This window comes from Vulcanococcus sp. CPBay_Sum15L08_68 (genome assembly GCF_017855895.1).
Lineage (GTDB): Bacteria > Cyanobacteriota > Cyanobacteriia > PCC-6307 > Cyanobiaceae > Vulcanococcus.
This window is the reverse complement of the sequence record NZ_JAFMFX010000006.1, coordinates 1-26,186: the sequence shown is the minus strand read 5'-3', so window position 1 is coordinate 26,186 and position 26,186 is coordinate 1. Positions and strand designations below refer to the sequence as shown.

Genomic DNA, 26,186 nt, shown 5'->3' with positions numbered 1-26,186 from the left:
CCCCACCCTTTGGTTCGGCTGGCCCGACCGCTGCAATCCGAGACCGTCCATAGCGTTTGGGCAACCGCAACGGAGCCATGCCTCCTGAGTTCGCCCAACCCTTTCAACAGCTCTTTGCCCGCCAGATGACCCTGGCCCTGCTCGAGCACTGTGTCCGCCTGGATGCTCCCGTGAGCCTGGTGAACCAGCGCCTGGATGCCCTTGGGGACTGCCCTGAGGCCCAGGCTCTGGAAGCTGAATTTCTGCTGGAGCCCCAGGCTTAAGCCAGGCCTAGCGGGGGTGCAGCTGCATCAGGCGCTGCACCTCACCGGCGTGATAGCTGCTGCGGGTCAGGGGAGTGCTGACCACCTGCAGGAAGCCCAGCTCCTGCTCGCCGTGGAGACGGAAGCGCTCGAATTGCTCGGGGGTGACGAACCGATCCACCGGCAGGTGCTTCGGCCCCGGGGAGAGGTACTGGCCGATCGTGACGATGTCGACCCGGTGTTCCCTGAGATCCAGCAGGGTCTCGATCACTTCCTCGTCGCTTTCCCCAAGGCCGACCATCAGGCCGGACTTGCTGTAGGCCTTCGGCCAGCGCTCCCGCACCTGCAGCAGCAGCTCGAGCGAGCGTTCGTAGATCCCCTGGGGTCTGGCTTTTTTGTAGAGCCTGGGCACCGTCTCGATGTTGTGGTTCAGCACATCGGGGCCGGCCTCCATCACCGTGGCCAGGGCATCCCAGTCCCCGCAGAAATCAGGGATCAGCAGCTCAATGGTGGTCTGGGGAGAGCGCTGGCGGACCGCCTCGATGCAGGCCACAAATTGGCTGGCTCCGCCATCGCTCAGGTCGTCGCGATTCACCGAGGTGATCACCACATGCTTCAGGCCCAGCCGCGCGGTGGCTTCCCCCAGGCGCTCGGGCTCGGTCGGATCGAGGCTGCGGACGCTCTTATCGAAATCGATGTCGCAGTAGGGGCAGGCCCGGGTGCAGCCCGGCCCCATGATCAAAAAGGTCGCCGTGCCCCCGGCGAAGCACTCGCCGATGTTCGGGCAGCTGGCCTCCTGGCAGACGGTGTTGAGCTTGAGATCCAGCAGCAGATCGGCCACTTCCCCGATCCGTTCCCGCTGGGGAGCTTTGACGCGCAGCCAGTCGGGTTTCAGCAAGGGATGAGGAGCGCGCCGAAGGCACCAAAGGGCTGGCTGACTCTAGGAAGCGACTGGTCCACCATCTCCTACACTCCGCCCATCGGGATGTAGCGCAGCTTGGTAGCGCACTTCGTTCGGGACGAAGGGGCCGCAGGTTCGAATCCTGTCATCCCGATTCTTATTGCAGCTCTGCGCCTGGATATCCCCTCGGGGTGACCATTCGGCCGTCCTCGGCGCGACTGCTGCTGTTGCCGATCAGCACCAGGGTGAGCATGTCCACCTGCTCGATCGGAAGACCGCCGAGTTCGTGCAGGGTCACCTGCTCTTCGGGGCGCCCGAGTTGGCGAGCGAGGACCACAGGCGTGCTGGCAGGCCGTCCGGAGAGCAGAAGCTGCTGGGCCCGCTCCAGCTGCCAATCCCTGCCCTTGGAGCGCGGGTTGTAGAGGGCGACGACAAAGTCGCCTGCCGCCGCTGCCACCAGGCGCTTTTCGATCACCTCCCAAGGGGTCAGACGGTCGCTCAGGCTGATGGTGCAGAAGTCGTGCATCAACGGTGCTCCGGCCCGGGCCGCGGCAACCTGCAGGGCTGAGATTCCGGGATGGACCTCGAAGCCCGGACGGTCCAGGGGATCGAGCTCGAGCCAGAGCTCCAGGGCCAGTCCCGCCATCCCATAGATGCCGCTATCCCCCGAGGAGACCAAGGAGACGGTCTGTCCCTCGCAGGCCAGGCGCAGCGCCTGCCTGCAGCGTTCTCGCTCTTGGGTCAGCTGACCGTCACTGCGCAGTTGATCGGGGCGGCGCAGCGGTTCAAGCAAATCCAGGTAGAGCCCGTAGCCGACCCAAACGCAGCTCTGGCTGAGGGCCGCTTTGGCGTCCGGGGTCAGGAGGTCCAGCCGTCCTGGCCCACTGCCGATCAGATGCAACTGGCCGCGATGGGGTGCCCATTGACTGGCGGCCAGGGCCAGGGCTGCAGTCGCCGCTCCCTGCTCCCCTGCTTCGGCGCGGCTGATCTGCTTTTCGGCCAGCAGCGTTGCCTCCGGGCCTGCCGCCAGAAGGGCCGAGGCCTCCGCCACGCTGGCGGTTCCCAGTTCGGCCGCGACCACCGCCGAGGGGTTGGGAACCTCCACCGGTGCCAGGCGCTCAGCGCTGAAGCAGCGCAGGGGCCAGCCGCGCTGTTTGGCCAGCGCCAAGAGCGCCGGCTCATCCGCTTTGCGATCGGCACTGGCCAGGCCTGCGATCGCCTCCGGTGCGATCTGGTGTTGCGCGATTAATTGGTCGCAGCAGCGCTCCAGCAGGCTCAGGCTGGTGTTGCGCTCGCAGCCCATTCCCAGCCAGACGCTGGGCGGGTGCCAGCGGCAGCCCGGATCCGCCCCGACCCCGACTGAAATCCTTTGTGTGGCGGCCTCGGCCCCTGGCGCCAGGCCGGGGAGTTCTTGCCAGCGGGAATTGCCCTGCAGGTGTTGGGCCTCCAGCGCCTCGCCGCGGGCGGCGGCCTTCATGAGCGCGTCCCAGGGGCCGTTGTTGCGTCTCCAGCCCCAGGCCTGACCAAAGCTGTCCAAGGCAACCCGGCCCTCGCCATGGGCGGCACCGGTGATCACCGCCTCCCCCTGGCAGCGGGCCGCCAGGGTCTGAGCCAGGGCCTCGCCACCAGCCCCGTGGCCTCCCAGTAGGGGGATGGCAAAGCGTCCGCTTGGATCCAGAACGACCACCGCTGGGTCGCTGGCCTTGCTCTCGAGCTGAGGCGCGATCAGTCGGGTGATGGCCCCACAGGCCCCGACGGCCACAAAGGCCCGACTTGTGCTCCAGTTGGCCTCGAGCAGGGCCTGCAGTTCCCCAGGCCCCCAGTGGTTTCCATCGGCCGGGCTGGCCAGACGGTCAATCTCACCTGATTGCAGGAGGCGTCGCAGCAGCGGGAGGCCGCTGGCGCTGAGGCTGAATCCCCAAATCAGGCTGTCGTTCATCCCCCCAGCTTCGCCTTCAGGCCGGCCAAGGGACCCTTGGGCTGCGCTTCGATCAGGGACCCGTCACTGCTGACCAAATCCCGCGCCGATCCACCCAGGCGACTGCTCGGAGCTGTGCGCTCTGCGGGCACAGTTGTTACTGGTGCTGGCGTGGGTGCCACCGCAGTGGCTGCAGGGGGCGCCGGTTCTTGTTCGGGTACCGGGCGGGGCTCCGCAGGAGCAGGTTCCGGCTCGGGATCGGCTGGGGCGGGTGTCGCCTCAGCTGCCATTGGCAGTTCGGTGGGATCCGGGCGTGTCTCCTCCAGGGGAGCTGGCTGGGGCTTAGGGCGCTCCGGTTCGCTCGCTTCAGGCGGCGCAGCCTGAGGTGGAGCGGCCTCGGGTTCCTTGGTCTGAATCTCGGCGGCTGGCGGCTCGACGGGTTCTGGCTCCGGGCTGCCACTGAGGGCCGCGAGGCCTTGAGCGCTGAGGCTGGCCTGTTGCCAGCTCGGCCTGGGGCTGGAGTCGATCACCACCTCACGCACCACGCTGTTGAAGGGTGGGTTGAGGGGGTCTCCTCGGCCGTCCAGCAATTCCAGTTGCACCGCATTGCTGCCCCGCTTGAGGCCCTTGAGCCAAAGCGGTGTCTGCCGGTCCACCAGAAAGCTGTCGCCGTTCACGCTGACCCGCAGGCGCCAACGGGCATCGTCATCGCGCAGGTGCTGCAGCGGTGCGTCGATCAACAACCAGTCGATCAGGACCGGCTCGTTGTGCTGCAGGTCCGAGGGACTGGCCGCAATCAGCTGCGGGGAGCCCGAGGCCGGCAGTTGGGACGGATTGCGGGCGACCCGATGCAGTCGCAATTGCTGACTGGCTCCTGGGGCTTTGACCACTTCCCCCCAGGGCCTGGCGGCGAAGACCGTCAGGCGATGGCTGCCAGGGCTGAGCTCCGGCATGGAGAGTCCCTGGGCTTCGGCTGCGCTGCTGATGCGCCTAGGGGGTTGATCGTCGAGTTGAACGACCAGGTGGGGGCCCAGTCCGTTGGTTTCGTCGTCGTAGAGGGGCCAGTCCTGAACCTTCAGCTTCAGCGTCCAGGGGCCGGCCGGAAGAGTGCTGTCATTTGCAGGGGACAACACCTCGATCTGTGGCGCCAGGTCGTTCAACCTTTCGCGGACTTGTTGCACTGCTCCTGGTGGGGCAACTTCCTGCAGCTGTCCACTTGGTTTGGAGCTGGTGACTGGAGAGGGTTCTGAGCTGCTCCCTCTTGCGCTGGTCCCGGATGTGCAGCCACTGGCGACCATGAGCAACACCGAGAGCACCACGGCCGAGATGGCCTTTAGTGCTGACTGGCGCATGCGCTTGCCTCTCCCCACTCGTTTGGGCGAATGACTGAACACATTCTGCAGGTTTGCGGACTATTTGACCGGAAGGACTAGCGGATTCTCGATAAATAGGGCTATGGAAATGGCCTTATTTGCTTAACAAGACGGGGGCAATCTGAGAAAACTTGATGATTCTTTGCTCCCGCGAGAACTCAGTCCCTGACTGGTCCGACTCCGGGTTGAACCTTTGTAACTGCTGGGCCGAGAGGCTTGGATTCCGCTTTTATACTTCCGCCAGCGGTCCCCTTATTGGGGCCCAAAGCGCCAGTCAGGAAGAGCAGTTTCGACCTCGGTCGAAGCGGGTTTTCTTGGCCCGGCGCCCATGGCGCGAGTCCTTGGCTTGCGTCCGTGGCTCCACTGGAGATCCCTCGCTTCGTCGAAGGATCAGCCCAGAAGGGTGGACCTCCACCTCGACCCCGTCCCTCGAGGAACCTCTCGATGACCATCAGCCCACCAGAGCGTGGGAAAACGGCGAAGGCCCAGGTCGACCGGGTGAACAACCCGGCCACCTTCGAACTGTTCGGTAAGCCCGGCCATTTCGATCGCAGCCTTGCCAAAGGTCCCAAAACCACAACCTGGGTTTGGAACCTCCACGCCAACGCTCACGACTTCGACAGCCACACCAGCGATCTCGAAGAGGTCAGCCGGAAGATTTTTTCGGCCCACTTCGGTCACCTGGCTGTGATCTTTGTTTGGCTGAGCGGCGCCTTCTTCCACGGTGCTCGCTTCTCCAACTACTCCGGCTGGCTCGCCGACCCCACGCACGTGAAACCCAGTGCGCAGGTGGTTTGGCCTGTCTTTGGCCAAGAAATCCTTAACGGCGATGTGGGTGCCGGCTTCCACGGCATCCAGATCACTTCAGGCCTCTTCCACGTGTGGCGGGCCTGGGGCATCACCACTGAAACCCAGCTCATGGCCCTGGCCATCGGTGCTCTGGTGATGGCCGGTTTGATGCTCAATGCGGGCGTCTTCCACTACCACAAGGCAGCTCCCAAGCTCGAGTGGTTCCAGAACGTTGAGTCGATGCTCAACCACCATCTGGCCGGTCTGCTTGGTCTGGGTTCCCTGTCCTGGGCGGGTCACTTGATCCACGTGTCTCTGCCCACCACTGCGCTGATGGACGCCATCGATGCCGGCAGCCCCCTGTCGCTCAATGGCAAGACCATCGCCACCGTGGCGGACATCCCCCTGCCCCACGAGTTCTTTAACCAGGACCTGCTGGCTCAGCTGTTCCCCGGTTTCGGCGCTGGCATCAATGCCTTCTTCACCGGTAACTGGGCGGCCTACAGCGATTTCCTCACCTTTAAAGGTGGTCTGAATCCTGTGACCGGCAGCATGTGGATGAGCGACATCGCTCACCACCACCTGGCGATCGCCGTGCTCTTCATCGTTGCCGGTCACATGTACCGGACCAACTGGGGCATCGGCCACAGCATCAAGGAGATCCTCGAGGGCCAGAAGGGCGACCCCCTGCTCTTCCCCGCCAGCAAGGGCCACGACGGCCTTTACGAGTTCATGACCACCAGCTGGCACGCCCAGTTGGCTGTGAACCTGGCGCTGCTGGGCTCGCTGAGCATCATCGTTGCTCAGCACATGTACGCGATGCCTGCGTATCCCTACATCGGCATCGACTACCCCACGCAGCTGTCGATCTTCACCCACCACACCTGGATTGGTGGCTTCCTGATCGTTGGTGCTGGCGCCCACGCCGCCATCGCCATGATTCGCGACTACGACCCCGCCAAGCATGTGGACAACGTGCTCGACCGGGTGCTCAAGGCTCGCGATGCCCTGATCAGCCACCTGAACTGGGTGTGCATCTGGCTGGGCTTCCACAGCTTCGGCCTCTACATCCACAACGACACCATGCGTGCCCTGGGCCGTCCCCAGGACATGTTCAGCGACTCCGCCATTGCCCTGAAGCCCGTCTTCGCGCAGTGGATCCAGGGTCTGCACGCTGCTGCAGCCGGTAGCACCGCTCCCAACGCCCTCGCTGGCGTGAGCGAAGTGTTCAACGGCTCCGTGGTTGCCGTCGGCGGCAAGGTGGCCGCCGGTCCGATCCCCCTGGGGACGGCCGACTTCATGGTCCACCACATCCACGCCTTCACGATTCACGTGACGGTGCTGATCCTGCTGAAGGGTGTGCTCTATGCCCGCAGCAGCCGTCTGGTTCCCGACAAGGCGAACCTCGGTTTCCGCTTCCCCTGCGACGGCCCCGGCCGTGGCGGTACCTGCCAGGTGTCGGCTTGGGACCACGTGTTCCTGGGCCTGTTCTGGATGTACAACTCCCTGTCGATCGTCATCTTCCACTTCTCCTGGAAGATGCAGAGCGACGTGTGGGGCACCGTCAATGCTGACGGCTCCGTCTCCCACATCACCAATGGCAACTTTGCCAATAGCGCACTGACCATCAATGGCTGGCTGCGTGACTTCCTGTGGGCTCAGGCCGCACAGGTGATCAACAGCTATGGCTCTGCCACCAGTGCCTATGGCCTGATGTTCCTGGGTGCCCACTTCGTTTGGGCGTTCAGCTTGATGTTCCTGTTCAGTGGCCGCGGCTACTGGCAAGAGCTGATTGAGTCCATCGTCTGGGCTCACAACAAGCTGAAGGTTGCTCCCGCCATTCAGCCGCGGGCGCTCTCCATCACCCAGGGCCGTGCCGTTGGTGTTGCCCACTATCTGCTGGGCGGCATCGCGACCACCTGGTCGTTCTTCCTGGCCCGCATCATTGCGGTCGGCTGACCTCTCCTGACCTTTCCCAATGGCAACGAAATTTCCTTCGTTCAGCCAGGGTCTGGCACAGGACCCGACAACCCGTCGTATTTGGTACGGGATCGCCACGGCTCACGACTTCGAGAGCCATGACGGAATGACGGAGGAAAAGCTTTACCAAAAGCTTTTCTCCACCCATTTCGGTCACCTCGCGATCATCGGCCTCTGGGTTTCGGGCAACCTGTTCCACGTCGCCTGGCAGGGCAACTTCGAGCAGTGGGTCGCCGATCCTCTGCATGTCCGTCCCATCGCTCACGCGATCTGGGATCCCCACTTCGGCCAAGGCGCCATCACTGCCTTCACCCAGGCAGGCGCCTCCTCCCCGGTGAACATTGCGTACTCCGGCGTGTACCACTGGTGGTACACGATCGGCATGCGCACCAACGCCGAGCTGTACCAGGGTTCCATCTTCATGATGATCCTGTCGGCTTGGGCCCTGTTCGCTGGCTGGCTCCACCTTCAGCCCAAGTTCCGGCCTTCCCTGGCCTGGTTCAAGAACGCTGAGTCCCGCCTGAACCACCACCTCGCGGTGCTGTTCGGCTTCAGCTCCATCGCTTGGGCCGGTCACCTGGTTCACGTGGCCATTCCCGAATCCCGTGGTCAACACGTGGGTTGGGACAACTTCCTGAACGTGCTGCCTCACCCGGCAGGCCTGGCTCCCTTCTTCACTGGTAACTGGGGCGTCTACGCCCAGAACCCCGACACCGCCTATCAGGTGTTTGGTACCTCAGAAGGCGCTGGCACCGCGATCCTCACCTTCCTCGGTGGTTTCCACCCCCAAAGTGAGGCCCTCTGGCTGACCGACATTGCCCATCACCACCTGGCGATTGGCTGTCTGTTCGTGATCGCCGGTCACATGTACCGGACCAACTTCGGTATCGGTCACTCGATCCGCGAGATCCTCGAGGCTCACAACCCCCCCAACGGCACCCCTGGTGACCTGGGCGCTGGCCACAAGGGTCTTTACGACACCATCAACAACTCGCTCCACTTCCAGCTCGGTCTGGCCCTGGCTTCCCTGGGCGTTGTGACCAGCCTGGTGGCGCAGCACATGTATTCGATGCCGTCCTACGCGTTTATCGCCAAGGACTACACGACGCAGGCTGCCCTCTACACCCACCACCAGTACATCGCCATCTTCCTGATGTGCGGTGCCTTCGCTCACGGTGCGATCTTCTTCATCCGTGACTACGACCCCGAGGCCAACAAGAACAACGTTCTTGCTCGGATGCTCGAGCACAAAGAAGCGATCATCAGCCACCTGAGCTGGGTCTCCCTGTTCCTCGGCTTCCACACCCTGGGCCTCTACGTCCACAACGACGTGGTTGTTGCCTTCGGTACCCCCGAGAAGCAGATCCTGGTTGAGCCCGTCTTCGCACAGTTCGTGCAGGCCGCCTCTGGTAAGGCCATGTACGGCTTCGACGTGCTCCTCTCCAATGGCGCTAGCGCCGCTAGCAATGCCAGCGCCGCCTACATGGGCGGTTGGATGAACGCCATCAACGACGGTGGCAACGATCTGTTCCTGCAGATCGGCCCTGGTGACTTCCTGGTGCACCACGCCATCGCCCTGGGTCTGCACACCACCACCCTGATCCTGGTCAAGGGTGCTCTGGATGCCCGTGGCTCGAAGCTGATGCCCGACAAGAAGGACTTCGGCTACTCCTTCCCCTGCGACGGCCCCGGCCGTGGCGGTACCTGCGACATCAGTGCCTGGGACGCCTTCTACCTGGCTGTCTTCTGGGCCCTGAACACCGTGGGTTGGCTCACCTTCTACTGGCACTGGAAGCACCTCGCCATCTGGCAGGGCAACGTGGCTCAGTTCAACGAATCCAGCACCTACCTGATGGGCTGGTTCCGCGACTACCTGTGGCTCAACTCCTCTCAGCTGATCAACGGTTACAACCCGTTCGGCACGAACAACCTCGCCGTCTGGGCCTGGATGTTCCTGTTCGGTCACCTGATCTGGGCCACCGGCTTCATGTTCCTGATCTCCTGGCGCGGTTACTGGCAGGAACTGATCGAGACCATCGTCTGGGCTCACCAGCGCACCCCGCTCGCCAACCTGGTGGGCTGGCGCGACAAGCCTGTGGCTCTCTCGATCGTTCAGGCCCGTGTGGTTGGTCTGGCTCACTTCACCGTGGGCTACTTCGTGACCTACGCCGCCTTCTTGATCGCTTCCACCTCTGGCAAGTTCGGCTGATCCATAGCGATCACCCGCACACTTGCATCCCTTGAGGGACGACCAAGCGCCCCCGGCTCAGCCGGGGGCTTTTTTTTGGCTTCTCTCGCGGTTTGGGGCCTGAGCTAAGGCTTCGCAGTCGGTCCGTTGCCGGCGAGTAGCCAGGCCAGGCCAGCAAGGATCAGCCAAGGCAGCGGCCTGAGTTCAAACACAGCAGCGCTGAGCACCAGCAGGGGCTGAAACAGCCATTGATGCAGGCTCAGCAGGACCACCAGTAGAAGGGGCAACCAAGCCATGGCCGCTTAGCTCAGGAGCTCTTGGGGCATCACAGCACCAGCGCGCAGCAAGCGCCAACCGCCTCCTGGCTCCAGTGCGATCACTGTGCTGGCCTGCCCCGAGGGCGCTGGCCAGGGTTCGGGGGCCAAGCGCAGCAACTGGGGGAATCGCGCCTGCACCTCTTCAGCGCTTGTGCAGGGGTCTTCTCCCGAGCGATTGGTGCTCGTGGTGGCGAGGGGTCCGCTCAATCGCAGCAGCTCTCGGGCCTGCTCGCAGGCCGGAACGCGAAGGCCCAGGGCTGATCCCCCCGGATTGAGTTGCTCCAGCCGCTCCCCTTCAGCCGGTACCACCAGCGTCAGGGCTCCGGGCCAGTGCAGTTCGATTAGCCGCAACCAGCTCGGTTCAGGCGTCATCCCCAGGTTGCTGAAGAGCTGTTCAGCATCAGCACCCATCAGGATCACCGGCTTGTTTTGAGGCCGCTCCTTGATTGTCCAGAGCAGCGAGGCGTGCTCTGGTCTGGTGGCCAGCGCCGGCAGGGTGTCCGTCGGGAAGACCCCGGCTTGGCCTTGCTGCAGTTCAGCGGCGAATTGACCGGCCTCAAGGGATTGGTTCATGGCCGGTTCTGCTCTGGTTGGAGCGGCCGCTGCGCCCTGGCGAAGCGCTGCACCCCCTCGAGGTCTTTGTGGGCCTGCACATTCACCAGTCCAGCCGCTTCGAGCAACTCCAGTACAGCCTTGCTCTGGTCGTAGTGGTGCTCAAGCAGTAGCCATCCCCCTGGCGCTAGGCCAAGTGCTGCTCCGCCAGCAATGGTTCGTAGGGCCTCCAAGCCATCGCTGCCCCCATTGAGTGCAAGTTCGGGCTCGTGCTCACGCACCACAGGTTCGAGCTGCGCCCAGACCGCAGCCGGGATGTAGGGCGGGTTGCTCACCACCAGATCCAGCTGGCCCCACTGATCTCGGATCGCGTCCCACCAGTCACCTTCTCTGAAGTCCAGGCAGGCCGAGCCCAGGATTGCTCTGGCGTTCCTCTCTGCCTGACGTAGCGCTTCGGCAGAACGATCGACGGCGAACCCCTGGGCGTTCGGTAGTCCCTTCGCCAGAGCGATGGCGATGCAGCCCGAGCCAGTGCCGAGGTCCGCCCAGCGCGGGGCTGAACCCAGTTGATCCCCCTTGGCACAGTCCAAGGCCAGATCAACCAGCACTTCAGTTTCTTGCCGAGGGATCAGCACGCCTGGTGCGACTTCGAGTTCGATGTCCCTCCAGGGACAGCGGCCAACGAGGTACTGAAGGGGGATGGCCTGCTCGAGGTGTTGCCTCCAGATCTGCTCGAGCGTGCCGAGGTCCTGCTCCAGCACAATCTCGGATTCGGGGTAGAGCCTGAGCGCCTGTAACTGCTGCCAGCGCAGCCCGCCCTTGAGATCGAGTAGCCAATCGAGCGCGCTGCTCTCGCCTCCCTGGCCGAGCATCGCCTGCCTCCAGCTCAGCACTGCCTTAGCCGTGAGCAACTCAGCCATTGGATCAGCCTATGAAGCCCTGTCTCAGCAGGGATGCCACCACAGCCCCGGTGCGCTGCGCACCAATCCGGCCAGCTCCAGTTGCAGCAGCCGTTGACTGATTCCCACCGGGCTCAGCCGCAGTGAATGGCAGAGCTGCTCAAGCGTTGCACCCTGACCGAGGGCTCCCATGAGGGCCGCTTCGCGCTGCAGCAACGTCGCGTGCGCCCTTGGCATCGCGGGTCGAACCGGCTTGCTCCTCGGCCCAGATCCCAGATGCTTGACCAGGTCCGCTGGATCCAGCAGGGGCGTTCCCCCTCTGGCCAGCAGGCGATTGCTGCCTGCCGCACTGCTGCGTCCGGCATCGGCGGGGACGACCCAAAGTGGAATCCCTTGCGCCCAGCCCAACTCCGCGGTGTGGAGTGCTGCGCTCTGCTGCGGGCATTCGACCAGGACCAGGGCCTGCACCAGGCCCACCTCCAGGCGTTGTCTCAAGCTGAAGTGGGCAGCCCGTGATGCCGTCCCCTCAGGCCATTCGGAGAGCAACAGCCCCTGGGCTGAGATGTCCTGTTGCAACCCGGCCAACCCCCGTGGCGATGACTGATTGATCGGTGTTCCAAGGACAGCCACCGGCGTTCCACCCGCCTGGAGGCAGCTTTGATGGGCCGCCGCCTGAATGCCCTCCGATAGCCCAGCCACCACCGGCCATCCCGCCTGCGCTAGGGCTCGGCCAATGGCCTGGGCCATGGCGAGCCCATGTTTCGACGGGCGCCGGGTTCCGAGGACGGCAACGGCGCGGCGCTGCCGCAGCGGAGCCCAGATGCTCCCTTGCCCGGCCCAATGCAGGGCCAGAGGGGGTTGATCGATCTCACCCAAAGTCCGTGGAAAAGCGGGATCTCCAGGCATGAGGCAGCGCTGGCCGCCCCACCGACGCCGTTCATTGGGGGTGGGTGGATCGCTCAGGGGGGCTGGCCCGAGCTGTTGGCGATAGAGCTCGATGCGCTGCAGATCTCTGGCGTTGATCTGCGTTCCGCTCAGGGCGTGTTCCAGCTCTTGGCCGGTTGCCTGCCAAGCCTGATGCAGGCTTCCAAACAGGCCTTCGAGTTGCTCCAGCCGCCGCCGGCCCACACCGGGACAGCGGCTCCAGATCGATCGCCAGAGCCGGGAGGTCTCCCCCGAGTGGATCCTGAGGGGCCGCCCTCGCTCCTGGCTGGCGCAGAAGGGGGCATGAACGAGCTGACCCACCTGAATCGCTGCAGTACGTCTGTACTATAGCGAGACGGTTGAGTCTGGTCCTGGGCCTGCCCTGAGTTGCGCGAGGGCCTCGCGCAGATCTTCAGGTGCCCTGCGCAGCAATCGCCGCTGCCCTGGGCCTTGGCTGAGGTCCACCAGGACCAGCTCCACGCGCGCCTCGGCGGCGACGCTGCCGTCCGTCTTGATGAACTGGCTGCGCCAGGGCAGCTTGACCCCCTGTTGCGGCAGAACCCAGCTCAGCACTTGTACGTGCTCGCCATGAAGGAGGGCTTGGCGGTAATCGATCTGCAGTGAGACAACCGGCAGTTCCAGGCCGCGCTCAGAGAGGGCGCTGTAGGCCAGTCCCGCCTGACGGAGGGCTTCGACCCGGGCTTCCTCAAGCCAGGCCAAGTAGCTGCCATGCCACATCACTCCGGCATGGTCGGTGTGTTGCGGCAGGACCGAGCGCTTGAGGCGCCAGGGGCGGTCATGTTGCTGCTCCGTCACGGTCTCTGGCACAAGTCGAGGTTGCGCGCAATTCAGCCATAGGCTGCCCCAACGCGCTCCTGGGATGTGTTTCGCAATCTTCTGATCGCCGATTCAGGCAAAGGTCACGTTGAGGAAATGGTGCGCATGCTGCGCGACATTCCAACCGTGCGTCAGGCCCGCATCAATCTGCTCCATGTCGTCGCTGAGCAGGCTGGTCAGGACTATGCCGAGCACTCCCAAAAAGCCGCTGGAATTGTTGCTGAAGCCGTTCAGCGGCTGGGGCTGAATCCTTCGGAGGTCAACACGATCATTCGCCAGGGCGACACCAAGCAAACGGTCTTGAAGGTGGCCGATGAGCTTGATGCCGACCTGATCGTGATGGGCTCGCGGGGCCTGGGCCGGCTCCAGTCGATCCTGAGCAACAGCGCCAGCCAGTACGTCTTCCAGCTCTCGACTCGCCCGATGTTGCTGGTGCGTGACGACCTTTATGTCCGTCACATCAACCGCGTGATGGTGGCGATCGATGGCACTGGCGTTGGCGACGATGCCCTGAAGCTGGCCTGTGAATTAGTGCGCGATGTGCCCGGCAGCAGCCTGCTCGGCGTTCACATCAGCCGCCAGGACATCGCGCCGTCCCGTGGCGGTTCAACCCCTGCCGACGAGTTGCTCGATAAGGCTGTCCAGCGCGCCCGCGGCTTTGGTGTGGAGATGAAGGCGATCCACGGCACCGGTGACATCGGACGCGGCTTCTGTCAGGCCGCTGAAGAGCACAAGGCTGACTTGGTCGTGATTGCTTCGCAGGACCGTCGTCCCCTGGTGGCCCGCGGGCTGGTCGATATCGATCGTCTGCTCGGGTCCTCGGTGAGTGACTACATCAGGGTCCATGCACCGGCTCCGGTTCTTCTGGTGCGCGAACCCGAAGGGCGTCAGTAGCCGCCTGCAGTCGCGGCTGACTCGAGTAAGAAGAAACCCCCTAGGACTCCAGGCCCTAGGGGGTTTTCGCTGTTCTGCTGCTGATTCAGAACTGAGACAAAGAAAACCCCGGATGCATCACATGGATGCGTCCAGGGTTTTTCGGAACCATTGAACTGGAGCGGTCAGCTCTGGCGGCTGCTGGTCTGGATGTACAGAACAATCAGGAACACCGTCGGAACCAGCACGAACATCAGGCTGGCGACGAAGCCGAGGTCGTTGGTTTCCATCGCAAAAGTCTTGAGCTCGGTGACCGTATCACCGCCAACGGGGCTTGATCAGGCCTCTTCATCCCTCGTTGTGCTTTCGGCGTCCTCAGCGGATTCCAGGCTGTCCTCGTCTTGGGGCTCCGGCTCGGGCCAGGCCGTGGGTCCGGCGGGTAGAGGGCTGGCTTTGGCCGCAGCGATGCGCGCCTCGGCGTCCCCAAAACGCACCTGGGGCCGGGTCAGCACCAGCACCGATTGTTGGACCAGGGTTTGGCAGGCCAGGCGCCAGGTCTGGGGACGGCGGCGCAGTTTCTGCTCCTCGACGGCGGTCCGGCCACTGAGGCTGCCGGGACTGCTTTCGCCCACCACATCAACAAAACAGGTGATGCACTGCCCGCAGCCGCCGCAGTTCCCGAGCTGTCCTTTCAGGCCATAGAGCTCAAGTCCCTCGCGCAGGGCGACCTCGCGCAGGTTCTCGCCCGGATAGCACTCCACATCCCGCCCCTCGCGAACAAAACGAATGACGGGCATGGCTGGAGGTTCGGAATTCCTCCATTCTGAGGGAATGGATTGCGATTTGTAACCGCGCCGCCGCGGGTGGGGCCACGCCTTTGGGCCCCAGCGTCGTTTTCCCGTCACGGCACGTTTCAGCTCGGCGGCGATCAAAACGTTCCGTCAGCTGAACCCCTTACGATCGCGAGCACGGATCAAGTGTCTGCTGGCTTTCGCTGGCAAACCCTGATCGCGCTGACTTCCGATTTCGGTTTTCTGAAGCGGAAGGCTGGATTGTTTCCTCGGACCTGACCCCCATGGGATTGCCCTGGTATCGGGTGCACACGGTCGTGATTAACGACCCGGGCCGTTTGCTCGCCGTGCACCTCATGCACACTGCCTTGGTTGCTGGCTGGGCCGGCTCCATGGCGCTCTATGAGCTGGCCATCTTCGATCCCTCCGACCCGGTGCTCAACCCCATGTGGCGCCAGGGCATGTTCGTCATGCCGTTCATGGCTCGCCTGGGCGTGACGGATAGCTGGGGCGGCTGGAGCATCACCGGTGCCACCGGTGTTGACCCCGGCTTCTGGAGCTTCGAAGGTGTGGCAGCTGCTCACATCGTTTTTAGTGGCCTCTTGATGCTGGCCGCCATCTGGCACTGGACCTACTGGGATCTGGAGATCTGGCAGGACCCTCGCACTGGCGAGCCTGCTCTGGACCTCCCCAAGATCTTCGGCATCCACCTGCTGCTGGCTGGCCTTGGCTGCTTTGGTTTTGGTGCGTTCCACCTGACCGGTGTGTTCGGCCCCGGTATGTGGGTCTCTGACCCCTACGGCGTCACCGGCCACCTTGAAGCGGTTCAACCCTCTTGGGGACCTGAGGGCTTCAACCCCTTCAACCCCGGTGGCATCGTTGCCCACCACATCGCCGCAGGCATCGTCGGCATCATTGCCGGCATCTTCCACATCACCACCCGTCCGCCCGAGCGCCTCTACAAGGCTCTTCGGATGGGCAACATCGAGACCGTTCTCGCCAGCGCCATTGCCGCTGTGTTCTTTGCCGCATTCATCGTGGCCGGAACCATGTGGTACGGCGCTGCAGCGACCCCGATCGAACTCTTTGGCCCGACCCGCTACCAGTGGGACCAGGGTTACTTCAAGACCGAGATCAACCGCCGCGTTCAGACCGCTCTGGACAACGGTGCCACCAAGGAACAGGCCTACGCCCAGATTCCTGAGAAGCTCGCCTTCTACGACTACGTCGGCAACAGCCCTGCCAAAGGCGGCCTGTTCCGCGTGGGTCCGATGGTGAACGGTGATGGCCTGCCCACCGGCTGGCTCGGACACGTGTCCTTCACCGATAGCCAGGGTCGTGATCTCGAGGTGCGTCGTCTGCCCAACTTCTTCGAGAACTTCCCTGTGGTTCTGGAAGACAGCCAGGGCATCGTCCGCGCTGACATTCCTTTCCGCCGCGCTGAAGCGAAGTACTCCTTCGAGCAGACCGGCGTGACCGCCACCGTCTATGGCGGCGCCCTCAACGGTCAGACCTTCACCGATCCTGCTGACGTGAAGCGCCTGGCTCGTAAGGCCCAGCTCGGCGAAGCCTTCGAGTTCGACCGTGAGACCTATCACTCTGACGGCACCTTCCGCAGTTCACCCCGCGGCTGGTTCACCTTCGGACACGCCTGCTTCGCGCTGCTGTTCTTCTTCGGTCACATCTGGCACGGTGCTCGCACCCTCTACCGCGATGTGTTCGCCGGTATCGACCCCGATCTCGGTGAGCAGGTTGAGTTCGGTCTGTTCCAGAAACTGGGCGACCGTTCCACCCGTCGTCTGCCGGAGGGCTACGTGCCCCCCGCAGGCACCACCCTCAGCTGAGCGCCTCGGAGGTAACTCATGGAAAGCTTCGCTTACATCCTGATCCTGGCGTTAGCCATCTCCACCCTGTTTTTCGCGATCGCCTTCCGCGATCCCCCGAAGATCGGCAAGTGATTTGACTCTCAGGAGTTCAACGACCCCCGCCAAAAGCGGGGGTTTTTTGTTGCTTGAACGCCGTGGCTTCCCTTAAGGCAATCTCATTTCGACTTGGCGGGATCTTGATTGACACCTGAGTCTCACCGGCTCGCGCCGGGAGTTGGCCTGTTGCTTGGCAAGACCCAAGTTGCGGCAGCCCTTCTCAAAGGCAATTGTTCTGTCTAAACTTGAGCATCTTCTCGGGCGGAATCTCGGGCATGCAGTGCCCCTCCTGTCAGCACACCGATAGCCGCGTTCTCGAATCGCGTTCCGCGGACACCGGCCGGAGTGTGCGTCGCCGTCGGGAGTGCCTGAATTGCGAGTTCCGCTTCACCACCTACGAGCGGGTGGAGACGGCGCCGATCACGGTCTTGAAGCGCAGCGGCAATCGTGAGGCCTTCAACCGCAGCAAGTTGCTGCATGGTCTGCTGCGGGCTTGCGATAAAACCGGGCTCGAGCCCAGCCGTCTTGAGCTGGTCGTCGATGAACTGGAGTTGGAGCTTCAGGGGCGCACGGGCCGCGAAGTCTCCAGCAAGGACATCGGCGAATTAGCCCTGCAGCACCTGGCGGGGATGAGCGATGTGGCCTACATCCGGTTTGCCTCGGTCTACCGCCAGTTTCAGAGCGTTGCCGATTTCGTCGCCACCTTGGACGGTCTGAACCGCAAGCCCAAGGGCAAATCCTTGGCAGCGGTTGGTTAGAGACGCCTGAAGGGCCCGTCCGCAGCTGACCTCTATAGTTTTGGATTCCCCTGCGTCGGTGGCGGCTGACGCATCGGTTCCTTCGCGCTGCCTCGGGCAGTCCGCCGACTCTCCATGACCGTGACCCCTTCCGATCTCAACACCAGCGAGACCGACGTGGCCGTTGAGGCTGTCGATCAAGACGTGGTTGACGCTGCTGCTGAGCTCGATCTGGATATTCCGGAAGAGGTGCCCAGCGCCGACGACCCCAGCAGCCGTGCTGTGGCCCGCGATCTCGACGGCGTTGGCTTCACCCTGGATGAGTTCGCGTCGCTGCTGAGCAAGTACGACTACAACTTCAAGCCTGGCGACGTGGTGAAGGGCACCGTGTTCGCCATCGAGCCCAAGGGCTCGATGATTGACATCGGCGCCAAGACCGCCGCCTTCATGCCCATGCAGGAGGTGTCGATCAACCGTGTTGAGCACATCAGCGACGTGCTCGAGCCCGGCGAAGAGCGCGAGTTCTTCATCCTCAGCGAAGAGAACGAGGACGGTCAGCTCACCCTTTCGATCCGCCGGATCGAGTACCAGCGCGCCTGGGAGCGTGTTCGTCAGCTGCAGAAGGAAGACGCCACCATCTACAGCGAAGTGTTTGCCACCAACCGTGGTGGTGCACTGGTGCGTGTGGAAGGTCTGCGTGGCTTTATCCCCGGCAGCCACATCAGCACCCGCAAGCCCAAGGAAGAGCTGGTTGCTGAGTTCCTGCCCCTGAAGTTCCTTGAGGTGGACGAAGAGCGCAACCGCCTCGTCCTCAGCCATCGCCGCGCCCTGGTGGAGCGCAAGATGAACCGCCTGGAAGTGGGCGAAGTGGTCATCGGTACCGTCCGCGGCATCAAGCCCTACGGCGCCTTCATCGACATCGGTGGTGTCAGCGGCCTGCTGCACATCTCTGAGATCAGCCACGAGCACATTGAGACCCCTCACACGGTCCTCAATGTCAATGACCAGATGAAGGTCATGATCATCGACCTCGACGCCGAGCGTGGTCGTATCTCCCTCTCGACCAAAGCCCTCGAGCCCGAGCCCGGTGACATGCTCACCGATCCCCAGAAGGTCTTCGAGAAGGCTGAGGAAATGGCCGCTCGCTACAAGCAGATGCTGCTTGAGCAGGCTGAAGACGGCGAAATGGGTTACGAGTGAAGCTGAGCCATGGCTGAGCTCCTGTTGCGTGGCACGGAGCTTGGAGCCATTGATGCGGTGCTGTTCGACAAGGACGGCACCCTCAGCATCAGTGAGCCCCAGCTACTCACCCTGGCGGAAGCCAGGGTTTTTCTCTGTCTGGAGCTGGTCAGCTCCGAGCGGCGTGAGCCGCTCAAGGATTTGCTGCAACGGGCCTATGGCCTGCGTGCCGATTCCGTCTGTCCCGCGGGGATCACGGCGGTGGCTAGCCGCGATCACAACCTGATCGCGACGGCCACCGCCTTGGTTCAGGTCGGTCTGGGCTGGCCCGAGGCGCTGGCCCTGAGTGAGCGGGTCTTTGCCGAGGCTGATGCCGTGGATGCCCGCCGCTCCACGGATGCCCCGCTGCCCACGAGCGCGACGACCGAGGGCCTTCTGCCTTGGCTTGAGCAGTTGCGATTGGCCGGGGTGCGTTGCGCTGTGATCAGCAACGACGACATGGCCGGCATTGAGCACTTCCTCAGGGCCCATGGACTGCGGGATTACTTCTGCGGGCTCTGGAGCGCCGAGCATCGACCGCGCAAACCCGACCCGGCGGCGGTCCACGGGCTGTGCGCGGAGCTCGGCGTTGAACCGCGCCGCTGCGCCCTGATCGGCGACGCCAACAGTGATCTGCGCATGGCCGTCGCTGCAGGGATTCCCCATCCCTTGGCGCTGGGTTACACCGCGGCCTGGCGCACGCCACCGCCCTTGGCGGAGCCGCATCCGTTGGTGCATGCCTGGAGTGAGTTGAGCGTGCGTCGCTCCCCTAAGTTGGCCCCTACGCATTAGTGGCTTCACTCGGGAATGAGTCGTTACGTCTTCACCTCGGAGTCGGTGACCGAAGGTCATCCCGACAAGATCTGCGACCAGGTGAGTGATGCGGTGCTGGACGCCCTGCTGGCTCAGGACCCGGCGTCCCGGGTGGCCTGCGAAACCGTAGTCAACACCGGGCTTTGCCTGATTACTGGTGAGGTCACCACCACCGCCAAGGTCGATTACATCGGCCTGGTGCGCGGTGTGATCGAGAAGATCGGCTACTCCGGCGCTCGCGCAGGTGGTTTCGATGCCAATAGCTGTGCCGTGTTGGTGGCCCTGGATCAGCAGTCGCCGGACATTGCCCAGGGCGTGAACGAGGCCGACGACCACGCCGGTGACCCCCTGGATCTGGTCGGTGCGGGTGACCAGGGAATCATGTTTGGTTTCGCCTGCAACGAGACCCCGGAGCTGATGCCGCTCCCCATCAGCCTGGCCCACCGCCTCTCGCGGCGCCTGGCTGAGGTGCGCCACAACGGCACCCTCCCCTATCTGCTGCCTGACGGCAAAACCCAGGTCAGCGTCGTTTACGAGAACGACCAGCCCGTGGCGATCGACACGATCTTGATCTCCACCCAGCACATCTCTGAGATCGATGGGGTGAGCGAAGAGAAGGCCATCCGTGAGCGCATCTCGGCGGACCTCTGGAGCCATGTGGTGGAGCCCGCCACCGCGGACCTCAGCCTGAAGCCCTCTAAGGACAGCACCCGCTTCCTGGTGAACCCCACCGGCAAGTTCGTGGTCGGTGGTCCCCAAGGGGATGCCGGTCTCACCGGCCGCAAGATCATCGTTGACACCTATGGCGGCTATGCCCGCCATGGCGGTGGTGCCTTCTCCGGCAAAGATCCCACCAAGGTGGACCGCTCCGCGGCTTATGCCGCTCGCTACGTGGCGAAGGCCCTGGTGGCCGCGGGTCTGGCCCGCAAGGCTGAGGTTCAGCTGAGCTATGCCATCGGTGTGGCCAAGCCGGTCAGCATCCTGGTCGAGAGCTTCGGCACCGGCGTGGTCAGCAATGACGCCCTCACCGCCCTGGTTCAGGAGAACTTCGATCTGCGCCCCGGCGCGATCATCGACACCTTCGGCCTGCGCAACCTGCCCCAGCAGCGCGGCGGAGACTTCTACCAGGACGTCGCTGCTTACGGCCACTTCGGCCGCAGTGACCTGAACCTCCCCTGGGAGAACGTCGAGGCCGTCGCTGCAACCCTCAAGCAAGCTGCCGCCGCTTGATTGCAGCCAGCCGTGAGCCCCTGGGCCTAGGGATTGACCTGGGTACCAGTGGCCTGCGTCTGGCACTGATGGATCCCTCCGGCACCCTGCTGGCGGAGCGATCTGCGAACTACCCCCGCTGTTTTGAGGACCCCCAGGGCTGGCGCGAGGGGGTGGTTTCCCTCTGCGCAGAGTTGCCTCAAGAGCTGCGTGATCGGGTGGCCGCTGTCGCGGTCGATGGCACCTCGGGCACCGTGCTGGCCTGCGCCGCCAATGGCGATCCCAGGGGCCAGGCCCTGCCCTATTTCCTGGCCTGCCCTGAGCAGGCCTCGGCGGCAGCCGTGCTGGCGGGCAGCGCTTCTGCTCCAGCCGCCAGTGCCAGTGGCAGCCTGGCCCGGGTGCTGCGCTTGCTCGAGGGGAGTGGCTCTAGCTCCCTCCTGATGCGTCATCAGGCCGACTGGCTGAGCGGGTGGTTGCTTGGGGACTGGCGCTTCGGCGAGGAAGGCAACAACCTCCGCCTGGGATGGGACCTGGGCCGGCAGTGCTGGCAAGGCGCCATTGCTGAGCAACCCTGGAGTGCGGCGCTGCCGGAGGTGGTGCGCTCCGGCGCGGTCCTTGGGCCCCTCTCGCAGAACGCCCGGAGCGCCCTGGGGTTACCGGCCCCGTGCCAGGTGGTGGCGGGCAGCACCGATGCCAATGCCGCGGTCCTGGCGGCTGATCCCCAGCCCGGTGATGGGGTGACGGTGCTCGGCACCACCTTGGTGCTCAAGCAATTTGCGGCGCAACCGCTAGCGGGACCGGGCATCAGTTGTCATCGGGTGGCGGGCCGGTGGCTCGTGGGGGGCGCCTCCAATGCCGGGGCTGGGGTCCTGCGCCAGTTCTTCTCCGATGCCCTCCTCGTTGAGTTGAGTCGTCAGATTGATCCGCGCTCCAGCAGCGGCCTGGCGCTTCGGCCCCTGCCTCGGCCCGGCGAGCGCTTCCCGGTGGACGATCCGACCCTGGAGCCGGTCCTGGAGCCCCGGCCCATCAGCGATGCGCTCTACCTGCAGGGATTGCTGGAGGGTTTGGCGCGGATTGAGGCCCAGGGCTGGGCGGCCCTGCAGCGCCTGGGCGCTGAGCCGGTTCAGCGGGTGATCAGCTTGGGCGGTGGGGCCCGCAATCCCCAGTGGCGGCTGATCCGTCAACGCATCCTGGGGGTTCCGGTGCTGAACCGGCCCCAGTGCAGCGCGGCCTCGGGCATGGCCAGACTGGCGCTCTCTGCTGTCTGCCCCCCGTGAAGGAACGCCTCGCCTCCTGGCTCTCGATTGGCTTGTTTGTGATCCTGGCGGGCTACGTGGGCTTCTCGGGAATCCGTCTGGGTCTTCTGCTCTGGCAGCGCTTCGCAGGGGCCTAGGGCAGGCTTCAGAATCAGCCGATCCGCAGGATCCCGATGGCCGCTGACCCTCTCACCTCCGCCGTGAGTGATCGGATCTGTAAGCACATGAATGACGACCACGCTGAGGCGGTCCTGGCCTACGCCCGCCACTACGGCGGCATCGAGGCCCCAGGGGCGGCGCGGATGGTGGCTGTCCGTCCGGAGGCCATGGAGTTGGAGGTCGACGGGGCCAGCGTCGAAGTTCGCTTCGATCACACCCTGAGTGACAGTGAGGATGCCCACCGCACCCTGGTGGCGATGTTGCGGGCGATGCCGCAGGCCTGAAACGGCTGATCCAGATGGCCCTTCTCCCCGAAGCCGAGGGGGGCCGTGATCTAAGATCCGCAGGTCGCGCGAGCGACGGGCCGGGATAGCTCAGTTGGTAGAGCAGGCGATTGAAAATCGCCGTGTCCCCAGTTCAAATCTGGGTCCTGGCATCTTCAACCTCGTAGCCTTCAAGCGTCAGCTTGTCCGCTTGTCATGCCGATCCATATCCCTGAGAAGCCGGGTGAGCTGTTCGATAACGCCGACAGCTTTGGCATGGTGTTTGACGCGGCCTGGAAGCGTCATCAGTCGACCGGTCGCCACGAGGGGCTGTCCACCGACGAAAAAAAGCAGCAGGCCATCGCGGAGTGCAGTGAGCACCCCTTCATGTTGAGTAATCCCGATCGGGCCAGCCAGGTGGCTGACTTTCGAATTCGTCTCCTGGGCCTTTAGCCGGCAGCCCATAGGATCCCGGCAACCACCAGTTGCTGATGAGCAGCCCCTTTGCCCGCCTTCTGCGTCAATTGAGTGCTGGGTTCAGCAACGAGCATCAGGCCTTCGAGAACCCGCCGCTTTACGCCCACATCCTGGTGAAGTTCCGGCCGCTGCCCCAGCTGGAGCCGGGCTCTCTGCTGCTCGATCAGTCCTATGCGATCAACCCTGCGGCGCCCTACCGGTTGCGGGTGCTGAAGGCTGAGCAGCGCGGCAATGGTCTGGTGATTCACAACCAGGCGATCCGCGACGACCAACGCTTCTGGGGGGCGATCGATAACGCGGAGCTCCGCGCTCAGATCACCGCCGCTGATCTGACTCCCCTGGAGGGCTGTGCCTATGTGGTGGAGGAAACCCCCGAGGGCTTCAAAGGAGAAGTTGAGCCCGGCTGCCGCTGCTTGGTGGAGCGCAAAGGCGCGACCTCCTATCTGGTGAGCAGCTTTGAGCTGGGAGCGCGCGGCATGCGAACCATTGATCGCGGCCATGACCCTCAGACCCATGAGCAGCTCTGGGGCTCCCTGGCGGGGCCGTTTGAATTTGAACGGGTGGCGGACTACAGCGCTGAATTACCCGCGGACTGGCTCACCCTCTAGAGCTGCTTGTTGGTGAAGCTTGATTGCGGGGAATGAAGCTGTATGTGATCTTCGCGGCCGCAGTGCGTTCAGCGAAAACCCATCGATAGGTTCGCCGGCGAGGTTTTTTCCCTTGATATGGCATTACCGCTGCTAGATCCGAAGCCGATTACCCAGAACGCCCGGGTCGACAACTTCGCCATCGGTGGTGATGAAGCCCCACGGAGCCACGGGGATGTGGAGGAGCAGATCGAGCGTGCCTATCGCCAGATCCTGTTCCATGCCTTCAAGGTGGATCGCGAGCCGATGCTCGAGAGCCAACTGCGCAATGGCGACATCACCGTCCGTGACTTTGTGCGCGGGTTGTTGCTCTCCCGCAAATTTCAGCAGGGCTTCTACCAGTGCAACAGCAACTACCGGGTGGTGGAGCAGTTGGTCGGCCGGGTCCTGGGCCGTGAGGTCAACGGTGATCAAGAGCGCATTGCCTGGTCAATCGTGATTGCCAACCAGGGTCTTGAGGGCCTGGTGAACACCCTGCTGGACTCCCAGGAATACCTGGAGAACTTCGGCTTTGATGAGGTTCCCTATCAGCGCGGACGGGCCCTGGCCGGCCATGCCAAGGCCCAGATGCCTTTCAACCAACAGGCACCTCGCTACGACGCCTACTGGCGTGAGGTCTCCGCACGCCGTGCCCCGGCTAATCCGTTTGCTGGTGGCGGTGCCCAGTTCAGTGGCGGTCAGATGTCAGCGGCTTGGGCCGGCGGTCAGCCTCCGGCCTTTGCACAGAAGGCCTGGCTGGCTCTGGCGGCCATCGGCGGCCTCGAGGTGCTGCGCGTGATCCTGACCTCGGCAGGGTCGATGCTCAGCACCGGTGCAGCCGGCTGATCAGGCGATTAGCTCGTCCATAAAGGGTTGTTCCTCGTCCTGCGGGAAGGGATCGTGATCCAGCTGCTCCTCCTCTGGCTCAAAGCCGGCGGAGGGGCTTTCTGTTTGGGGATCCATGTGCCCCAGGGGGCGCACCAGGTTGAGGCGTTGCGGTTGTTGCGGGGTGCTTAGCAGCTCTTCCAGGCGGGCGATGCGCTCTTCGGTTCCCGCCAGCATCTCGGCGGCGTCGCTGGCCTGGAGCTCGGGGCCACTGCTGGTGCTGAGCTCCTCCAGCTGCGCTTCGATGGCCGTCAAGCGCTCTTCCAGCTCAAGCAGGCGGAAGGTCAGGGTCTCTCCGACTTGACTCAGGGCCTCGAGCTGGCTGCTGAGCCGCAAGGGCATGGAGCCTTCCGTTGCGGAACCTGCGGCGGTGGATGGAGTGGCAGACATCCCTGGACGCAATGCATTTGGCCGGATGGTATCGGCGTTCCACCCTGACGCCAGGGCTGATTTTTGTAACGTTTCTGAAAGGGCCTAGAGGATGGCAAACGGCCCCCATAGGATCCGGTCTTGGCATCAATTTGCGCAGGTTGCCAACCGGCGCGTCACCACGCCCTCAGCACGCACCCCAAGCCCATGACCCTTGCCAACGCTGCCTATCTGGGCATCGAGCGTTACGCCAACAACCGCGTCAATGAGAACTGGACCACCGGTTCCTGCGACGACAAGGCCGCTCTGATCCGTGCCGTCTACCAGCAGGTGCTCGGCAACCAGTACGTCATGGCCAGCGAGCGTCTCGAGGGCCCTGAATCGCTCTTCAAGCGCGGTTATCTGAGCGTGCGTGAGTTTGTGCGCCAGGTGGCCAAGAGTGGCCTCTACCGCACCAAGTTCTTCGAGAGCACGAACGCTTACCGCTTCATCGAGCTCAACTTCAAGCATCTGCTGGGCCGCGCTCCCCAGAACAAGGCCGAGATGCTGCACCACTTCACGATCCTGCAGGAGCAGGGTTTTGAAGCCGAGATCGACTCTTACCTGGATAGCGCCGAGTACCAGGAGCGCTTTGGTGAGGAAGGTGTTCCCTACCTGCATGGTTGGAACTACTCCGTCGGCCAGCAGGGCCTGCAGTTCTCTTACATGCTGCAGCTCGCCCGTGGCGCTGCTGCGTCCGTCAAGGGTGATCTGACCAAGAACCAGTCCCGCCTGAACCCCTCCGTTCACGCCGAGCAGCCGGTTCCCGTCGTGAGCCCCAACGCCAAGGGCAACGCCTTCCGCAAGGTCACCGCCGATGGCGTCACCCGCCAGGGCGTCGGTGCCGGCGAAGAGGGTCGCACCTTCCGCGTGGAGATCGCAGGCTTCAACAACTACCGCCTGCACAAGCGCAGCAACCGCGTGCGCTTCATCCCCTTCAACAAGCTGCTCCAGTACCAGCAGCAGATCCACCGCGAGGGCGGCCGGATCGCCAGCATCACTCCGGTCAACTGATCGGTTCCTGTTCTGATCTGATTACCCCCGCATTCCGATGAAGGTTTCTGCAGGCAACCGCGGCACCAGCTTCAGCAACGACCGTCAGGTGTCCTTCACCGTGACCGGTCTGGCCAACAACGACTACTCCCGCACTGCGGATGTGGTCATGAACGTGCCCTACACCCGGATGAACGAAACCATGCGCATGGTTCAGCGCATGGGCGGCAAGATCACCGGCGTCCAGGTCAGCGGCGGCGTCGACGCCGACTGAGTTTTGAGGCACCCAGCGGTTTGATCGCCGCGTCCTTTAGCCCCCTGCATGCAGGGGGCTTTTTTGTTGGCGTTTGTGGGCGCGCGAGCCGCGCCTGCGACCCTTCTCTCATTCGGGAGATCCATTGCAGGCCAGTCGATCTGGGCTCTCCGATGACCGTTTGTTAAGCAGATCTGATGACAGCCATAGGCATGTCCAACAATGGTCGGGCCAAGCGATGGGGCGGCCTTCCGGTCTGCTTGCTCGGTTGGTTCCGTGATCAGTGCTCAGCCCCCTGGGTTCCCTGATTCACTTCCCCCTCATCCCTTCTCCCCGACTCACGTCGAGAACAGGAGTTAATCAATGTTCGACGCCTTCACCAA

The 26,186-nt window shown here is 63.7% G+C and carries 28 protein-coding genes and 2 tRNA genes; 19 read left to right on the top strand and 11 right to left on the bottom strand.

All coding sequences use genetic code 11. The features are described 5' to 3' along the window. Positions 1-77: 77 nt before the first annotated feature. Positions 78-263 carry a hypothetical protein gene (locus tag QZ189_RS02140; protein ID WP_043705403.1) on the top strand — a complete coding sequence of 62 codons (186 nt, stop codon included), beginning with the start codon at positions 78-80 and terminating at the stop codon, positions 261-263. A 7-nt stretch (positions 264-270) separates the two neighbouring features. Here the strand turns inward: QZ189_RS02140 and lipA are convergent, their stop codons facing one another. Continuing rightward, the gene (gene lipA, locus QZ189_RS02135; RefSeq protein ID WP_296416224.1) at positions 271-1,140 is read right to left on the bottom strand and encodes a lipoyl synthase; all 870 of its coding nucleotides are present in this window, start codon (positions 1,138-1,140) and stop codon (positions 271-273) included. 83 nt (positions 1,141-1,223) lie between these two features. Here lipA and QZ189_RS02130 point away from each other — a divergent pair. After that, positions 1,224-1,297: transfer RNA gene (locus QZ189_RS02130), tRNA-Pro, on the top strand. Between the two features lie 3 nt (positions 1,298-1,300). Here QZ189_RS02130 and cobJ read toward each other — a convergent pair. Next, the gene (gene cobJ / locus QZ189_RS02125) at positions 1,301-3,082 is read right to left on the bottom strand and encodes a precorrin-3B C(17)-methyltransferase (RefSeq protein ID WP_296420741.1); all 1,782 of its coding nucleotides are present in this window, start codon (positions 3,080-3,082) and stop codon (positions 1,301-1,303) included. Continuing rightward, positions 3,079-4,194 carry a hypothetical protein gene (locus tag QZ189_RS02120; protein WP_296420739.1) on the bottom strand — a complete coding sequence of 372 codons (1,116 nt, stop codon included), beginning with the start codon at positions 4,192-4,194 and terminating at the stop codon, positions 3,079-3,081. The genes cobJ and QZ189_RS02120 overlap by 4 nt, the downstream gene beginning before the upstream one ends. A gap of 684 nt (positions 4,195-4,878) precedes the next feature. On the opposite strand from QZ189_RS02120, the gene psaA reads away from it, so the two are divergent. Continuing rightward, the gene (gene psaA / locus QZ189_RS02115) at positions 4,879-7,182 is read left to right on the top strand and encodes a photosystem I core protein PsaA (RefSeq protein WP_247476247.1); all 2,304 of its coding nucleotides are present in this window, start codon (positions 4,879-4,881) and stop codon (positions 7,180-7,182) included. Between the two features lie 19 nt (positions 7,183-7,201). Beyond that, positions 7,202-9,412, top strand: a complete 2,211-nt coding sequence (gene psaB / locus QZ189_RS02110; RefSeq protein ID WP_247476245.1) for a photosystem I core protein PsaB — start codon at positions 7,202-7,204, stop codon at positions 9,410-9,412. Between the two features lie 104 nt (positions 9,413-9,516). Here psaB and QZ189_RS02105 read toward each other — a convergent pair whose 3' ends face one another. The 5 genes from QZ189_RS02105 to QZ189_RS02085 are packed head-to-tail and all read right to left on the bottom strand — an operon-like array spanning position 9,517 to position 12,899. Next, positions 9,517-9,687 (bottom strand): hypothetical protein, encoded by a 171-nt coding sequence (locus tag QZ189_RS02105; protein WP_010314664.1) that lies wholly within the window; start codon positions 9,685-9,687, stop codon positions 9,517-9,519. Positions 9,688-9,693: 6 nt separating this feature from the next. Next, a complete protein-coding gene (locus QZ189_RS02100; protein ID WP_296420737.1) occupies positions 9,694-10,281 on the bottom strand; it encodes an L-threonylcarbamoyladenylate synthase in 588 nt (195 codons plus the stop codon). Continuing rightward, a complete protein-coding gene (prmC, locus tag QZ189_RS02095; protein WP_296420733.1) occupies positions 10,278-11,180 on the bottom strand; it encodes a peptide chain release factor N(5)-glutamine methyltransferase in 903 nt (300 codons plus the stop codon). Before prmC ends, QZ189_RS02100 begins: the two co-directional genes overlap by 4 nt. Before the next feature lie 24 nt (positions 11,181-11,204). Then, positions 11,205-12,404: a DNA-processing protein DprA gene (locus QZ189_RS02090; RefSeq protein ID WP_296420731.1), complete on the bottom strand. Its 1,200-nt coding sequence runs from the start codon at positions 12,402-12,404 to the stop codon at positions 11,205-11,207. Between the two features lie 24 nt (positions 12,405-12,428). Next, a complete protein-coding gene (locus tag QZ189_RS02085) occupies positions 12,429-12,899 on the bottom strand; it encodes an acyl-CoA thioesterase (RefSeq protein WP_247476237.1) in 471 nt (156 codons plus the stop codon). Positions 12,900-12,965: 66 nt separating this feature from the next. Here QZ189_RS02085 and QZ189_RS02080 point away from each other — a divergent pair, with 66 nt between their 5' ends. Continuing rightward, entirely contained in the window at positions 12,966-13,814 is an 849-nt protein-coding gene (locus QZ189_RS02080; protein ID WP_247476235.1) for a universal stress protein, read from the top strand. Between the two features lie 164 nt (positions 13,815-13,978). Here the strand turns inward: QZ189_RS02080 and psbM are convergent, their stop codons facing one another. Together psbM and QZ189_RS02070 are read right to left on the bottom strand one after the other, a co-directional pair. After that, a complete protein-coding gene (gene psbM / locus QZ189_RS02075) occupies positions 13,979-14,083 on the bottom strand; it encodes a photosystem II reaction center protein PsbM (protein ID WP_010314676.1) in 105 nt (34 codons plus the stop codon). A 48-nt stretch (positions 14,084-14,131) separates the two neighbouring features. Further along, a complete protein-coding gene (locus QZ189_RS02070) occupies positions 14,132-14,590 on the bottom strand; it encodes a 2Fe-2S iron-sulfur cluster-binding protein (protein WP_247476233.1) in 459 nt (152 codons plus the stop codon). 278 nt (positions 14,591-14,868) lie between these two features. On the opposite strand from QZ189_RS02070, the gene psbB reads away from it, so the two are divergent. The 12 genes from psbB to QZ189_RS02010 all read left to right on the top strand — a co-directional run bounded on the left by psbB (position 14,869) and on the right by QZ189_RS02010 (position 24,110). Further along, a complete protein-coding gene (psbB, locus tag QZ189_RS02065; protein ID WP_010314680.1) occupies positions 14,869-16,428 on the top strand; it encodes a photosystem II chlorophyll-binding protein CP47 in 1,560 nt (519 codons plus the stop codon). Between the two features lie 18 nt (positions 16,429-16,446). Next, a complete protein-coding gene (locus QZ189_RS02060) occupies positions 16,447-16,542 on the top strand; it encodes a photosystem II reaction center protein T (RefSeq protein WP_010314684.1) in 96 nt (31 codons plus the stop codon). Between the two features lie 239 nt (positions 16,543-16,781). Further along, entirely contained in the window at positions 16,782-17,264 is a 483-nt protein-coding gene (gene nrdR / locus QZ189_RS02055) for a transcriptional regulator NrdR (protein ID WP_010314686.1), read from the top strand. A 114-nt stretch (positions 17,265-17,378) separates the two neighbouring features. Further along, positions 17,379-18,443, top strand: coding sequence for a 30S ribosomal protein S1 (locus QZ189_RS02050; protein WP_247476231.1), 1,065 nt, complete (start codon positions 17,379-17,381; stop codon positions 18,441-18,443). Positions 18,444-18,452: 9 nt separating this feature from the next. Next, on the top strand, positions 18,453-19,253 hold the full coding sequence (locus tag QZ189_RS02045; protein ID WP_010314691.1) for an HAD-IA family hydrolase: 801 nt from the start codon (positions 18,453-18,455) through the stop codon (positions 19,251-19,253). A 15-nt stretch (positions 19,254-19,268) separates the two neighbouring features. Further along, positions 19,269-20,504: a methionine adenosyltransferase gene (gene metK / locus QZ189_RS02040; RefSeq protein WP_010314693.1), complete on the top strand. Its 1,236-nt coding sequence runs from the start codon at positions 19,269-19,271 to the stop codon at positions 20,502-20,504. Beyond that, positions 20,501-21,760 carry an FGGY-family carbohydrate kinase gene (locus QZ189_RS02035; protein WP_296416218.1) on the top strand — a complete coding sequence of 420 codons (1,260 nt, stop codon included), beginning with the start codon at positions 20,501-20,503 and terminating at the stop codon, positions 21,758-21,760. The genes metK and QZ189_RS02035 overlap by 4 nt, the downstream gene beginning before the upstream one ends. Before the next feature lie 152 nt (positions 21,761-21,912). Beyond that, positions 21,913-22,182 (top strand): DUF2470 domain-containing protein, encoded by a 270-nt coding sequence (locus tag QZ189_RS02030; protein WP_247476228.1) that lies wholly within the window; start codon positions 21,913-21,915, stop codon positions 22,180-22,182. Between the two features lie 79 nt (positions 22,183-22,261). Further along, a tRNA-Phe gene (locus QZ189_RS02025) sits at positions 22,262-22,334 on the top strand. A gap of 43 nt (positions 22,335-22,377) precedes the next feature. Then, positions 22,378-22,614, top strand: coding sequence for a hypothetical protein (locus QZ189_RS02020; RefSeq protein ID WP_247476226.1), 237 nt, complete (start codon positions 22,378-22,380; stop codon positions 22,612-22,614). 38 nt (positions 22,615-22,652) lie between these two features. Further along, positions 22,653-23,246, top strand: a complete 594-nt coding sequence (locus QZ189_RS02015; RefSeq protein ID WP_247476224.1) for a chromophore lyase CpcT/CpeT — start codon at positions 22,653-22,655, stop codon at positions 23,244-23,246. Between the two features lie 117 nt (positions 23,247-23,363). Continuing rightward, positions 23,364-24,110 carry a phycobilisome rod-core linker polypeptide gene (locus QZ189_RS02010; RefSeq protein WP_296420727.1) on the top strand — a complete coding sequence of 249 codons (747 nt, stop codon included), beginning with the start codon at positions 23,364-23,366 and terminating at the stop codon, positions 24,108-24,110. Here the strand turns inward: QZ189_RS02010 and QZ189_RS02005 are convergent, their stop codons facing one another. After that, complete coding sequence (locus QZ189_RS02005) at positions 24,111-24,539, bottom strand: hypothetical protein (RefSeq protein WP_247476222.1); 429 nt, start codon at positions 24,537-24,539, stop codon at positions 24,111-24,113. Between the two features lie 186 nt (positions 24,540-24,725). Here QZ189_RS02005 and QZ189_RS02000 point away from each other — a divergent pair, with 186 nt between their 5' ends. Both QZ189_RS02000 and QZ189_RS01995 read left to right on the top strand, forming a co-directional pair. Then, positions 24,726-25,571: a phycobilisome linker polypeptide gene (locus tag QZ189_RS02000; protein ID WP_247476221.1), complete on the top strand. Its 846-nt coding sequence runs from the start codon at positions 24,726-24,728 to the stop codon at positions 25,569-25,571. A gap of 37 nt (positions 25,572-25,608) precedes the next feature. Next, a complete protein-coding gene (locus QZ189_RS01995) occupies positions 25,609-25,824 on the top strand; it encodes a phycobilisome linker polypeptide (protein WP_247476220.1) in 216 nt (71 codons plus the stop codon). Positions 25,825-26,186 lie beyond the last annotated feature (362 nt).